This is a genomic window from Streptococcus taonis (genome assembly GCF_029948085.1).
GTDB lineage: Bacteria > Bacillota > Bacilli > Lactobacillales > Streptococcaceae > Streptococcus > Streptococcus taonis.
Map to the genome: position 1 here is coordinate 46,369 of NZ_JARZZP010000007.1, position 12,444 is coordinate 58,812.

At 42.1% G+C, this 12,444-nt stretch carries 14 protein-coding genes; 12 read left to right on the plus strand and 2 right to left on the minus strand.

All coding sequences use genetic code 11. The annotated features are described in order from the left end of the window. The first annotated feature begins 16 nt into the window (after window positions 1–16). The 9 genes from rsmA (at window position 17) to pflA (ending at window position 8,431) form a co-directional block, all read left to right on the plus strand. Entirely contained in the window at window positions 17–889 is an 873-nt protein-coding gene (gene rsmA, locus QEZ38_RS05050; protein WP_281335217.1) for a 16S rRNA (adenine(1518)-N(6)/adenine(1519)-N(6))-dimethyltransferase RsmA, read from the plus strand. A 1-nt stretch (window position 890) separates the two neighbouring features. Continuing rightward, window positions 891–1,769 carry a ribosome small subunit-dependent GTPase A gene (rsgA, locus tag QEZ38_RS05055; RefSeq protein ID WP_281335218.1) on the plus strand — a complete coding sequence of 293 codons (879 nt, stop codon included), beginning with the start codon at window positions 891–893 and terminating at the stop codon, window positions 1,767–1,769. A 10-nt stretch (window positions 1,770–1,779) separates the two neighbouring features. Then, a complete protein-coding gene (gene rpe, locus QEZ38_RS05060) occupies window positions 1,780–2,436 on the plus strand; it encodes a ribulose-phosphate 3-epimerase (protein ID WP_049509630.1) in 657 nt (218 codons plus the stop codon). Next, entirely contained in the window at window positions 2,399–3,061 is a 663-nt protein-coding gene (locus QEZ38_RS05065) for a thiamine diphosphokinase (RefSeq protein ID WP_281335219.1), read from the plus strand. Before rpe ends, QEZ38_RS05065 begins: the two co-directional genes overlap by 38 nt. A gap of 1 nt (window position 3,062) precedes the next feature. Beyond that, entirely contained in the window at window positions 3,063–4,319 is a 1,257-nt protein-coding gene (locus QEZ38_RS05070) for a DNA recombination protein RmuC (protein WP_281335220.1), read from the plus strand. Beyond that, window positions 4,309–5,250, plus strand: coding sequence for a 3'-5' exoribonuclease YhaM family protein (locus QEZ38_RS05075; RefSeq protein ID WP_248035183.1), 942 nt, complete (start codon window positions 4,309–4,311; stop codon window positions 5,248–5,250). The genes QEZ38_RS05070 and QEZ38_RS05075 overlap by 11 nt, the downstream gene beginning before the upstream one ends. Window positions 5,251–5,352: 102 nt before the next feature. Next, window positions 5,353–6,177 carry a pur operon repressor gene (gene purR / locus QEZ38_RS05080; RefSeq protein ID WP_045762704.1) on the plus strand — a complete coding sequence of 275 codons (825 nt, stop codon included), beginning with the start codon at window positions 5,353–5,355 and terminating at the stop codon, window positions 6,175–6,177. Window positions 6,178–6,249: 72 nt separating this feature from the next. Further along, window positions 6,250–7,503 carry a diaminopimelate decarboxylase gene (locus QEZ38_RS05085; protein ID WP_153225131.1) on the plus strand — a complete coding sequence of 418 codons (1,254 nt, stop codon included), beginning with the start codon at window positions 6,250–6,252 and terminating at the stop codon, window positions 7,501–7,503. 133 nt (window positions 7,504–7,636) lie between these two features. Continuing rightward, entirely contained in the window at window positions 7,637–8,431 is a 795-nt protein-coding gene (gene pflA, locus QEZ38_RS05090) for a pyruvate formate-lyase-activating protein (protein WP_001287990.1), read from the plus strand. Between the two features lie 83 nt (window positions 8,432–8,514). On the opposite strand, the gene yidC is transcribed toward pflA, so the two are convergent. Together yidC and QEZ38_RS05100 are read right to left on the minus strand one after the other, a co-directional pair. Next, window positions 8,515–9,441: a membrane protein insertase YidC gene (yidC, locus tag QEZ38_RS05095; RefSeq protein ID WP_248035181.1), complete on the minus strand. Its 927-nt coding sequence runs from the start codon at window positions 9,439–9,441 to the stop codon at window positions 8,515–8,517. A 77-nt stretch (window positions 9,442–9,518) separates the two neighbouring features. Then, a complete protein-coding gene (locus tag QEZ38_RS05100) occupies window positions 9,519–9,797 on the minus strand; it encodes an acylphosphatase (RefSeq protein ID WP_248035179.1) in 279 nt (92 codons plus the stop codon). 33 nt (window positions 9,798–9,830) lie between these two features. On the opposite strand from QEZ38_RS05100, the gene QEZ38_RS05105 reads away from it, so the two are divergent. The 3 genes from QEZ38_RS05105 (at window position 9,831) to asnA (ending at window position 12,397) form a co-directional block, all read left to right on the plus strand. Continuing rightward, window positions 9,831–10,571 carry a TrmH family RNA methyltransferase gene (locus QEZ38_RS05105; protein ID WP_281335221.1) on the plus strand — a complete coding sequence of 247 codons (741 nt, stop codon included), beginning with the start codon at window positions 9,831–9,833 and terminating at the stop codon, window positions 10,569–10,571. A 53-nt stretch (window positions 10,572–10,624) separates the two neighbouring features. Next, window positions 10,625–11,308, plus strand: a complete 684-nt coding sequence (locus QEZ38_RS05110; protein WP_281335222.1) for a Bax inhibitor-1/YccA family protein — start codon at window positions 10,625–10,627, stop codon at window positions 11,306–11,308. 96 nt (window positions 11,309–11,404) lie between these two features. Continuing rightward, window positions 11,405–12,397 carry an aspartate--ammonia ligase gene (gene asnA / locus QEZ38_RS05115; RefSeq protein WP_281335223.1) on the plus strand — a complete coding sequence of 331 codons (993 nt, stop codon included), beginning with the start codon at window positions 11,405–11,407 and terminating at the stop codon, window positions 12,395–12,397. The last annotated feature ends 47 nt before the right edge of the window (window positions 12,398–12,444 follow it).

Sequence of the window (12,444 nt, forward strand, 5' to 3'; positions counted from 1 at the left end):
ATAGAAAAGAGAATAAATGAGAATTGCAGATTATAGCGTGACCAAGGCAGTGCTGGAGCGTCACGGTTTTACCTTTAAAAAGTCCTTCGGGCAAAATTTCCTGACCGATACCAATATTCTTCAAAAAATTGTGGATACGGCTGAGATTGATGGCCAGGTTAATGTTATCGAAATCGGGCCAGGTATTGGTGCCTTGACAGAGTTTCTGGCTGAGCGTGCAGCTCAAGTCATGGCTTTTGAGATTGACCACCGCTTGGTACCAATTTTAGCTGATACCTTGCGGGATTTTGACAATGTGACCGTAGTTAACGAAGACATTCTAAAAGTTGACCTAGCGCAACATATCCAGAATTTCAAAAATCCTGACTTACCCATCAAGGTAGTGGCAAACTTGCCTTATTACATCACGACCCCTATTCTCATGCACTTGATTGAGAGTGGCATTCCTTTTAGTGAGTTTGTGGTTATGATGCAAAGAGAAGTGGCAGATCGTATCTCTGCTCAACCAAATACCAAGGCATATGGTAGCTTGTCGATTGCCGTGCAGTATTACATGACGGCCAAAGTTGCCTTTATCGTGCCTCGTACTGTCTTTGTGCCAGCACCAAATGTGGACTCAGCTATCCTGAAAATGGTACGTCGTCCAGAACCTGCTGTAGCAGTAACAGACGAGAACTTCTTCTTTAAGGTTTCCAAGGCTAGTTTCACCCATCGTCGTAAGACCTTGTGGAATAACTTGACAGGTTACTTTGGCAAGACTGAAGAAGTCAAGGATAAATTGACTAAGGCTTTGGACCAGGCCGGACTATCCCCAAGTGTACGCGGTGAAGCTCTTGGCTTAGAAGAATTTGCCAGTCTAGCAGATGCGCTTAAAGGACAAGGACTCTAAGATGCAGGGACAAATTATTAAAGCCTTGGCGGGCTTCTACTATGTGGAAAGTGAGGGTCAGGTCTATCAGACACGCGCGCGTGGGAATTTCCGTAAAAAAGGTCATACGCCCTATGTTGGAGACTGGGTAGATTTTTCTGCGGAGGAAAATTCCGAAGGCTATATTCTCAAGATTCATGAACGAAAAAATAGTCTGGTTCGCCCACCCATTGTCAATATTGACCAAGCTGTGGTTATCATGTCCGTCAAAGAACCTGACTTTAATAGCAACTTGCTGGATCGCTTCTTGGTCCTTTTGGAGCACAAGGACATTCATCCTATCGTCTATATTTCCAAAATGGACTTACTGGAAGATGGGGGAGAACTGGATTTTTACCAGCAAACCTATCGTGCTATTGGTTACGATTTTGTGACGAGTAAAGAGGAACTCTTGCCCTTGTTGACAGATAAAGTTACGGTCTTCATGGGGCAGACAGGTGTTGGGAAGTCAACCCTCCTCAATAAAATCGCACCAGATCTCAATCTCGAAACAGGAGAAATCTCTGATAGTCTGGGTCGCGGTCGTCACACCACTCGAGCGGTTAGTTTTTACAATCTCAATGGTGGTAAGATTGCAGACACACCAGGTTTTTCATCGCTGGATTACGAAGTAACAACAGCAGAAGACCTTAATCTAGCCTTTCCAGAGATTGCCTCTGTCAGCCGAGACTGCAAGTTCCGTACATGTACTCATACCCATGAGCCATCTTGCTCAGTGAAACCAGCAGTAGAAGAGGGCATCATTGCTACCTTCCGTTTTGACAACTATTTGCAATTCCTCAGTGAAATTGAAAATCGTAGAGAAACCTACAAAAAAGTCAGCAAAAAAATTCCAAAATAAGGAGAAACCTATGTCTCAATACAAGATTGCTCCGTCAATTCTGGCAGCAGATTATGCCAACTTTGAACGTGAAATTAAACGCCTAGAAGCAACTGGTGCAGAATACGCCCATATCGATATCATGGATGGTCACTTTGTGCCACAAATCAGTTTTGGTGCAGGTGTGGTCGAGGCTCTTCGTCCCCACAGCAAGATGGTCTTTGACTGCCACTTGATGGTATCAAATCCCGAACATCATTTAGAGGATTTTGCGCGTGCAGGAGCGGATATCATCAGCATCCATGTTGAGGCAACACCTCATATCCATGGCGCTCTTCAAAAGATTCGTTCTCTCGGTGTCAAACCTTCGGTAGTCATCAATCCTGGTACACCTGTTGAGTCTATCAAGCATGTGCTTCACTTAGTTGATCAAGTCTTGGTCATGACAGTGAATCCTGGCTTCGGTGGGCAAGCATTTCTGCCAGAAACCATGGATAAGATACGTGAGTTGGTGGCACTTCGTGAGGAGAAGGGCTTAAACTTTGAAATCGAAGTTGATGGTGGGATTGATGATAAAACTATTGCTCAAGCCAAAGAAGCTGGTGCAACAGTTTTTGTAGCAGGATCCTATGTCTTTAAGGGAGATGTCAATGAACGAGTGCAAGCTCTCAGAAAAGAACTGGACTAGAGTTGCAGTTTTTGCTGGTGGAGACCGTGGTCACTATCGAACAGATTTTGATTGCTATGTCGGTGTGGATCGAGGCTCGCTTTGGGTACTAGAGAAAAAACTTCCTCTTGCTCTTGCAGTTGGGGATTTTGATTCTGTGACTGTAGAAGAACGTCAGTTGATTCAAAAACGTGCCCAGCACTTTGTTCAAGCCCAGCCAGAAAAAGATGATACCGATCTGGAACTAGCACTTTTAACGATTTTTGAAAAAAATCCTCAAGCTCAGGTGACCATTTTTGGTGCCCTAGGTGGTCGTATTGATCATATGTTGGCTAATGTCTTTCTGCCTAGCAATCCTAAATTGACGCCCTACATGCGTCAGATAGAGATTGAGGATGGACAAAATTTGATTCGTTACTGTCCAGAAGGAACCAGTCAACTTGAACCACGTTCAGACTATGATTACCTTGCTTTTATGCCTGTGAGGGATAGTCGTTTGACAATACTCGGTGCCAAGTATGAACTGACAGAGGAGAATTTTTTCTTTAAGAAAGTTTACGCTTCTAACGAATATATAGATAGGGAAGTGTCAGTGACTTGCCCAGATGGCTATGTGGTTGTGCTGCATAGTATGGACAGGAGGTAGGATGGAAAGTTTACTTGTTGTTTTATTAGTTGCTAATTTAGCCGGCCTCTTTCTTATTTGGCAAAGGCAGGACAAGCAGGAGAAATATCTGACCAAGAGCTTGGAAGATCAGGCTGACAATCTTTCGGATCAGTTGGATTATCGCTTTGAACAAGCTAGACAAGCTAGTCAGCTAGATCAAAAGGACTTAGAAGTGGCTGTCAGTGACCGTTTGCAGGAGGTGCGGATTGAATTGCACCAAGGTCTGACTCAGGTTCGGCAGGAGATGAATGAGAACCTCCTCCAAACCAGAGATAAGACTGACCAACGCCTCCAAGCCTTGCAGGAATCAAATGAGCAACGCTTGGAACAGATGCGCCAAACGGTCGAGGAAAAGCTAGAAAAGACCTTGCAGACACGCTTGCAGGCCTCCTTCGAAACGGTTTCTAAACAACTGGAATCTGTCAATCGAGGTCTGGGTGAAATGCAAACTGTTGCGCGAGATGTCGGTGCGCTAAATAAAGTTCTTTCTGGAACCAAGACCCGAGGAATTCTGGGTGAATTACAACTGGGGCAGATTATTGAAGATATCATGACACCTGCCCAGTATGAACGAGAATTTGCAACGGTTGAAAATTCTAGTGAACGTGTGGAATACGCCATCAAGTTACCTGGGCAAGGTGACCAGGAATATGTCTATCTACCGATTGATTCTAAGTTTCCCCTGGCGGATTATTACCGTCTGGAAGAAGCCTATGAAGCAGGTGATAAGGATGAAATCGAACGCTGCCGTAAGTCTCTCTTAGCAAGCGTCAAGCGTTTTGCCAAGGATATCAAGAGTAAGTACCTGGCGCCACCTCGGACAACTAATTTTGGAGTCTTGTTTGTTCCGACAGAAGGTCTCTATTCAGAAATTGTTCGCAATCCAATTTTCTTTGATGATTTGAGACGGGAGGAGCAAATTATCGTTGCAGGTCCAAGTACCTTATCAGCCCTACTCAATTCTCTATCGGTTGGCTTCAAAACTCTCAATATCCAAAAGAGTGCTGACCATATCAGTAAAACCCTTGCTAGTGTCAAAACCGAGTTTGGCAAGTTTGGTGGGATTCTGGTTAAGGCACAAAAGCATCTCCAACATGCCTCTGGCAATATTGATGATTTATTAAACCGTCGTACTACAGCTATCGAGCGAACGCTTCGTCACATTGAGTTATCAGAAGGTGAGCCTGCGCTTGATTTGCTCCAATTCCAAGAAGATGAGGAAGAATATGAAGATTAGTCACATGAAGAAAGATGAGCTTTTTGAAGGCTTTTACCTGATCAAGTCAGCTGACCTGAGACAGACACGGGCTGGGAAAAACTACCTAGCCTTCACCTTCCAAGATGATAGTGGAGAAATCGAAGGGAAGCTCTGGGATGCTCAACCCCACAATGTTGAAACCTTTACAGCAGGGAAAGTAGTCCATATGCAAGGTCGTCGTGAAGTGTACAACAATACGCCTCAGGTTAATCAAATCACCCTTCGCTTACCACAACCTGGCGAACCAAATGACCCAGCGGACTTCAAGGTTAAATCTCCAGTAGATGCCAAAGAGATTCGTGAGTATATGGCGCAGATGATTTTCAAAATTGAAAATCCAATTTGGCAGCGAATTGTTCGGAATCTCTACACCAAGTATGACAAGGAATTCTACTCCTATCCAGCTGCTAAGACCAACCATCATGCTTTTGAAACAGGTCTTGCTTATCATACTGCCACTATGGTTCGTTTGGCAGAAGCAATTGCAGATATTTATCCTCAGCTCAATAAGAGTTTGCTCTATGCGGGAATTATGTTGCACGACCTTGCCAAGGTTATCGAGTTGACAGGTCCTGACCAGACAGAGTACACAGTAAGAGGAAATCTTATCGGTCATATCGCTCTGATTGATAGCGAAATTACCAAAGCGGTAATGGAACTTGGCGTTGATGATACCAGAGAAGAAGTTGTACTTCTTCGCCATGTCATTCTCAGTCACCATGGTCTCCTTGAGTATGGTAGTCCAGTTCGTCCTCGAGTGATGGAAGCAGAAATTATTCATATGATTGATAATTTGGATGCCAGCATGATGATGATGACAACAGCTCTGGCCCTTGTTGATGAGGGAGAAATGACTAATAAAGTCTTTGCTATGGACAATCGTTCCTTCTACAAGCCGAAATTAGACTAGAAACTAAAAAAATGAACTTTATTTAGGCAATAAAGTTCGTTTTTTTGCTTTAGTGTGATATAATGAGAAAAAGACTAAATAAAAAAGAATGGTAAAAATATAATGAAATTAAGAAGAAGTGATCGGATGGTTGTCATTTCCAATTACTTGATTAACAATCCATACAAATTAACCAGTCTCAACACTTTTGCGGAAAAGTATGAATCTGCCAAATCGTCTATTTCTGAAGATATCGTCATCATTAAGCGTGCTTTCGAAGAAATTGAAATCGGTCATATTCAAACGGTGACAGGTGCTGGTGGTGGTGTTATTTTTACACCATCGATCTCTACCCTTGAGTCTAAAGCGATTATCGAAGAGCTTCGTGATAAACTTTCAGAGAGTGACCGTATTCTTCCAGGTGGCTACATTTATTTATCTGACCTATTGAGCACTCCAGCTATTTTGAAAAACATCGGTCGCATTATTGCCAAGAGCTTTATGGATCAGAAGATTGATGCCGTTATGACTGTTGCGACCAAAGGGGTTCCGCTCGCAAATGCAGTGGCAAATGTCCTCAACGTACCATTTGTCATTGTCCGTCGCGACTTGAAAATCACTGAAGGTTCAACTGTTAGTGTCAACTATGTTTCAGGTTCTAGTGACCGTATCGAAAAGATGTTCCTTTCAAAACGTAGCCTCAAAGCAGGAAGTCGTGTCTTAATCGTCGATGACTTCTTGAAGGGTGGAGGAACCATTAACGGGATGATTAGCCTCTTGTCTGAGTTTGATTCAGAGTTGGCTGGTGTAGCTGTCTTTGCTGATAATGCACAGGAAGACCGTGAACAACAGTTCGACTACAAGTCACTCTTGAGAGTCACAAATATTGATGTGAAGAACCAACAAATTGCTGTTGAAGTTGGAAATATCTTCGATACAGAAAAATAAGAATTGACTTGAAATACAAAGGTTGGAACTTTCGTCCCAGCCTTTCTTTGATAATGAATATGAAGGAGTCCTATGAAAACACCATTTATTAAACGTGATGCCTTAGAAAAGATTGTTGAGGAGTTTCCAACCCCGTTCCATCTTTACGATGAAAAAGGGATTCGTGAGAAAGCACGCGCAGTAAACAAAGCCTTTTCTTGGAATAAGGGCTTTAAAGAATACTTCGCAGTTAAAGCAACCCCAACACCAGCTATCTTGAAGATTTTGCAAGAAGAAGGATGTGGAGTGGATTGTTCTAGTTATGTCGAACTCTTAATGAGTCATAAACTAGGATTTGCAGGTTCCGATATGATGTTCTCATCTAATAATACTCCAGATAGAGAATATGCCTATGCTCGTGAATTAGGTGCGACGATTAATTTAGATGCCTTTGAAGATATCGAGCATTTGGAACGTGCAGCAGGCATCCCAGAAATCATCTCTTGCCGTTACAATCCTGGTGGCGTATTTGAACTGGGTACGGACATTATGGATAATCCTGGTGAAGCTAAGTTCGGGATGACTAAGGAACAGCTTTTTGAAGCCTTTGCCATCTTGAAGGAAAAGGGAGCTAAAACCTTTGGGATTCATTCCTTCCTAGCTTCCAATACAGTGACCCATCTCTACTATCCAGAATTAGCACGTCAGCTTTTTGAATTGGCAGTAGAAATCAAGGAAAAGTTAGGTATTTCACTGGACTTTATCAACCTTTCTGGAGGTATCGGAGTTAACTATCGCCCAGATCAAGAGCCTAATGACATCGCTTTGATTGGTGAGGGAGTTCGTCAGGTTTATGAAGAGGTTTTGACACCAGCAGGTCTTAGTCAAGTTAAGATCTTTACAGAACTAGGACGCTTTATGTTGGCACCTCATGGAATTTTAGTCACAAAAGTAACTCATAAAAAGAAAACCTACCGTACTTATCTAGGAGTAGATGCGTCAGCTGTTAACCTGATGAGACCAGCTATGTACGGTGCTTACCACCACATTACTAATATGATGCATCCTGATGGTCAGACTGAAGTAGTTGATGTTGTTGGCTCTCTTTGTGAAAACAACGATAAGTTTGCAGTTAATCGTGAACTACCTCAAACAGAAATTGGTGATTTGTTAGTCATTCATGATACAGGTGCCCATGGCTTCTCTATGGGCTACCAGTACAATGCTAAACTTCGTTCGGCAGAGATTCTCTATACAGAGGACGGTGGTGCTCGACTAATCCGTAGAGCAGAGCGACCAGAGGACTATTTTGCGACTCTCTATGGGTTTGACTTTGACAAGGATTAATAAATATTTTGAAAATCATGAAAGTTGAAAGTGAAAAACAGATTGTTTTCTAAAAAATAGGCAAAATCTGTGGTTTTTCTTTTCAGTCATGGTATAATAAAGACTATAAAACGTTTTCAAGGAAGGTAACGATATGTCTGAGGAAATAATTGACTATGGACAAGTGACAGGAATGGTGCATTCGACAGAGAGTTTTGGGGCGGTAGATGGCCCTGGAATTCGTTTTATTGTCTTTTTGCAAGGCTGTCAGATGCGTTGCCAATACTGCCATAACCCTGATACTTGGGCTATGGAAACCAATAAATCTCGTGTACGAACAGTAGATGATGTTCTAGAAGAAGCGCTTCGTTATCGTGGTTTCTGGGGAGACAAGGGAGGTATCACAGTCAGCGGAGGAGAAGCCCTCTTGCAGATTGATTTCTTGATTGCTCTCTTTACTAAGGCAAAAGAAAAAGGTATCCACTGTACCTTGGATACTTGTGCCCTTCCATTCCGTAACAAACCACGCTATCTAGAAAAGTTCAACAAGTTAATGGCCGTGACAGACTTGGTTCTCCTTGATATCAAGGAAATCAACGAAGCACAACACAAGATTGTAACCAGTCAAACCAATAAAAACATCTTGGCTTGTGCCCAGTACTTGTCAGAAATCGGTAAACCTGTTTGGATTCGTCACGTTCTTGTACCTGGATTGACAGACCGCGATGAAGATTTGATTGAACTTGGTAAGTTTGTAAAAACTCTCAAAAATGTTGATAAGTTTGAAATCTTGCCTTATCACACTATGGGTGAGTTCAAATGGCGTGAACTTGGGATTCCATATTCCCTTGAAGGAGTTAAACCTCCAACAGCAGATCGTGTCAAAAACGCTAAGGAATTGATGGATACAGAAAGCTATCAAGATTACATGAAACGTGTACATGGATAAAATGAAAGAAGAGGTCGGGATTTTTTCTCGGCCTCTTTTTGACTATAGAAAAGGCTCAGCATTTAAGCTAAGCCTTTTATTTTTTATTTAGAATGTTGTTTTCCAGCATTGCGTTTTTTGTTTTTCTTCTTGTTAGAAGTTGTGATAGCTGTTGCTGGTTCAGGGGTTACATCTTTACGAGTGCTTGAAGTTTTGCTTGCTTTTGGTGGGTTCTTAGCAAATTCTTCACGTACTTTTTTACGAAGTTTTGGACGAACGATGTAGTTGATGATAAATTGTTGAAGAATCATCATGAAACCACCGACAACCCAGTAAAGTGTAACGCTGGCTGGTGAGAAGACAGAGAACACGACAATCATGAGAGGGCTCATATAGAGCATCTTCTTGATTTGTTCTCTTTGAGTTTCATCCTCAACTCCATGAAGAGAAAGGAGTGATTGAAGATAGTAAAGGATACCAGCAAAGGCAACCAAAATCATACTAGGTGAGCCTAGAGGAATTCCTAGGTAGCTTGCTTGGGCAACTCCTTCAGTATGTTGGGCAGCAAAGTAGATAGCAGAGAAGAAAGGCATTTGAATGAGGATAGGGAAACATCCCACGCCGCCAAACATGCTGATGCCGTGCTCTTTTTGAGCAGCAAAGAGAGCTTGTTGAGCTTCTAATTTTTCTTCTTGAGTTGTTGCTTCTTTCAGGCGAGTCTGATGTGGCTCAAGGACATGCTTGAGAGCGTTCATCTTTTCAGAGTGGAGGGTTGCCTTCCATGATTGGTAGATACCAAGTGGGAGGATAATCAAGCGGACGATAATGGTTACGATGATGATTCCAACACCGAAACCGAGGCCTTGATCATTGGCGAAGTATTTGATAGCTTCTCCCATCGGAGCACCCAAGAAATCCCAAACAGGTCCAGTTGGGAGTCCTGTTGATTTATCAACCTGGACACAACCCGTTAAGACTAATAGCATAGTCACTCCCATGACTGAGAGAGCGATTCGTTTAATTGATTTCACTGTTTTTATTCCTTCTTTAAAAATTATACCTTTCTATTCTACTGTTTTTTTAGAAAATATACAATAGTTCTGGAGACCTAATTTGCGATTTTGAAGTCTGAATAAGATGGAAAGTTACTCAATTGAACATCAAGATAGGTTACTTTAGAGAATGGGGTAGGGCCTTTTCGGATCTCTTGGATAAACTTGGCCATGATGGCTGAAGATTCTGCTTGGGCAAGGATTTCAACGGTTCCGTCATCGTTATTCCAGACACGACCCGTAATGCCACCTAGTTCTAGAGCTAGGGTATAGACACCCCAGCGGAAGCCCACTCCTTGGACGCGACCTTGGGCGATCATTTTAACCTTTTGCATACCAAAACTCCTTGATTGTGTTATAATATTTCTATGACTATTATAACCTCTAAAGCCAATTCTGTGGTAAAAAATGCCAAAAAATTACATCGAAAAAAATATCGGAAAACCTCATATCTGATTGAGGGATGGCATCTGTTTGAAGAAGCTATTCAAGCTGGTGCAAAGATTGAGAAAATTTTTGCTCTCGCAGAGTATGGTGAAAAATTAGTAGACTATCCTCAGACTGTCCTTGTGACAGAAGAAATCTTGCTCGATTTAGCAGATTCTCAAACGCCTCAGGGCATTGTTGCCATTGTTCAAAAGGAGGATGAGCAGTTACCAGATTTGAGTCGGGGGAAATATCTTTTCTTAGAAGATGTGCAGGATCCTGGAAATGTTGGGACCATGATTCGGACGGCAGATGCAGCAGGTTTTTCTGGAGTCATCGTTTCCAGCAAGTCAGCAGATATCTATAGCCTCAAAACGCTTCGCTCCATGCAAGGCAGTCATTTCCATTTGCCGATTTATCGCATGTCTGTCGAAGGGTTTGTGGAACAAGCTAAAAAGAGCGGTTTACCAATTCTGGCAACCACCTTATCACAAAACTCTAAAGATTATCGTGAACTGACTCGGTTAGAAGATTTTGTCTTAGTCATGGGGAATGAAGGTCAAGGCATTAGTCCATTCATGACAGACCAGGCAGATCAATTGGTCCACATCAGCATGAAAGGGCAGGCAGAAAGCCTCAATGTCGCCATTGCTGCAGGTATACTCATGTTTTATTTGAGTTAAATGATTTGATTTTTGTTATAATCAGTAAAAAGATTTCATAAGGAGAAAAAGATATGAATCAAACAATTATTCAAGAACGTTCAGGTTTGAATCAATTTTATGCAAAAGTTTATGCTTTTGTAGGAATTGGGATCGCCTTATCTGCACTTGTTTCAGCCTTGATGTTAACAACCTTCCAAGACCTTCTTGTTCAGTTGATGCTTAATGCCCGCATATGGCTAATCGTGACAGGAGTAGTTGAAGTTGCTCTTGTAATTGCAGCCAGTAATATGGCTTATAAAAATAGCCCAGCAGCTCTTCCGATGTTTCTCATCTATTCAGTAGTGAACGGTTTTTCACTGAGTTTCATCGTGTCGCTCTATCTACCAGGAACGGTTCTAACGGCTTTCATTTCCAGCGCTGCCCTTTTCTTTGTCATGGCAATTGTCGGAGTTGTGATTAAAAAGGACTTGAGTGGTATCGGGCGTGCTTTGATTGCAGCCTTGGTAGGTTTCATTTTAGCTATGATTGTCAATGTATTTTTAAACAGTGGTCTCTTTGACTACATTATCAGTATAGTCATGGTTCTTGTTTTTGCAGGTTTGATTGCTTGGGATAACCAAAAGATTCGCTATGTTTATGAAGAATCAAATGGTCAAGTCGCTACAGGTTGGGCAATTTCTTTGGCGCTTAGCCTCTACCTTGACTTTATCAACCTTTTTCTTAGCTTCTTGCGTATCTTTGGAAGTGACGATTAATACTTTTAGAGCTCAAATGAGCTCTTTTTTAAATTTTTACTTTTATTTTTACTAGCAAAAGGGTATAATCATCTTATTATTCAAAAGGAGAGATGTATGAAGAAAAGTTTTATCCATCAACAGGAAGAAATTTCCTTTGTAAAAAATACCTTTACCCAGTATTTGAAAGATAAGTTAGAAGTTGTAGAAGTGCAGGGTCCAATCTTGAGTAAAGTTGGGGACGGGATGCAGGATAACCTTTCAGGGATTGAACATCCAGTTTCTGTTAAGGTTTTGCAAATTCCAGATGAATCTTATGAGGTGGTACATTCGCTTGCTAAGTGGAAGCGCCATACCTTGGCCCGTTTTGGTTTTGGCGAGGGTGAAGGCCTCTTTGTTCACATGAAGGCCCTTCGTCCAGACGAAGATTCACTAGATGCGACTCACTCAGTCTATGTAGACCAGTGGGACTGGGAAAAAGTTATTCCAAACGGACAGCGCAATCTTGCCTATCTTAAAGAAACGGTAGAAAAGATTTATAAGGCGATTCGTTTGACAGAGTTAGCAGTAGAAGCACGCTATGATATTGAGTCAATTTTGCCTAAGCAAATTACCTTTATCCATACAGAAGAGTTGGTAGAACGCTACCCAGACTTGACACCAAAAGAACGTGAAAATGCTATCTGTAAGGAGTTCGGTGCGGTCTTCCTAATTGGTATCGGTGGAGAATTGTCAGATGGAAAACCTCATGATGGACGTGCACCAGACTATGATGACTGGACAACTGAATCTGAAAATGGCTATCATGGCTTGAATGGGGACATCCTTGTTTGGAATGATAATTTGGGTGCAGCCTTTGAATTGTCTTCAATGGGCATTCGTGTCGATGAAGACACCCTCCGTCGCCAAGTAGCTATCACAGGAGACGAAGACCGCCTTTCTTTGGAGTGGCACAAAGCTCTCTTAAACGGCCTCTTCCCATTGACAATTGGTGGAGGAATTGGCCAATCTCGTATGGCTATGTTCCTGCTTCGTAAGAAGCACATCGGTGAAGTCCAAACCAGTGTTTGGCCACAAGAAGTGAGAGACACCTACGAAAATATTCTTTAATCAATCGAGCCGTAAGGTTCGATTTTCTTTTTTTGATAAGAATTTGG

Bases quoted from the DNA above. Each gene is read 5' to 3' on its own strand.
- rsmA (WP_281335217.1), top strand. From the start codon at position 17: ATGAGAATTGCAGATTATAGCGTGACCAAGGCAGTGCTGGAGCGTCAC.
- rsgA (WP_281335218.1), top strand. From the start codon at position 891: ATGCAGGGACAAATTATTAAAGCCTTGGCGGGCTTCTACTATGTGGAA.
- rpe (WP_049509630.1), top strand. From the start codon at position 1,780: ATGTCTCAATACAAGATTGCTCCGTCAATTCTGGCAGCAGATTATGCC.
- QEZ38_RS05065 (WP_281335219.1), top strand. From the start codon at position 2,399: ATGAACGAGTGCAAGCTCTCAGAAAAGAACTGGACTAGAGTTGCAGTT.
- QEZ38_RS05070 (WP_281335220.1), top strand. From the start codon at position 3,063: ATGGAAAGTTTACTTGTTGTTTTATTAGTTGCTAATTTAGCCGGCCTC.
- QEZ38_RS05075 (WP_248035183.1), top strand. From the start codon at position 4,309: ATGAAGATTAGTCACATGAAGAAAGATGAGCTTTTTGAAGGCTTTTAC.
- purR (WP_045762704.1), top strand. From the start codon at position 5,353: ATGAAATTAAGAAGAAGTGATCGGATGGTTGTCATTTCCAATTACTTG.
- QEZ38_RS05085 (WP_153225131.1), top strand. From the start codon at position 6,250: ATGAAAACACCATTTATTAAACGTGATGCCTTAGAAAAGATTGTTGAG.
- pflA (WP_001287990.1), top strand. From the start codon at position 7,637: ATGTCTGAGGAAATAATTGACTATGGACAAGTGACAGGAATGGTGCAT.
- QEZ38_RS05100 (WP_248035179.1), bottom strand. From the start codon at position 9,797: ATGCAAAAGGTTAAAATGATCGCCCAAGGTCGCGTCCAAGGAGTGGGC.
- QEZ38_RS05105 (WP_281335221.1), top strand. From the start codon at position 9,831: ATGACTATTATAACCTCTAAAGCCAATTCTGTGGTAAAAAATGCCAAA.
- QEZ38_RS05110 (WP_281335222.1), top strand. From the start codon at position 10,625: ATGAATCAAACAATTATTCAAGAACGTTCAGGTTTGAATCAATTTTAT.
- asnA (WP_281335223.1), top strand. From the start codon at position 11,405: ATGAAGAAAAGTTTTATCCATCAACAGGAAGAAATTTCCTTTGTAAAA.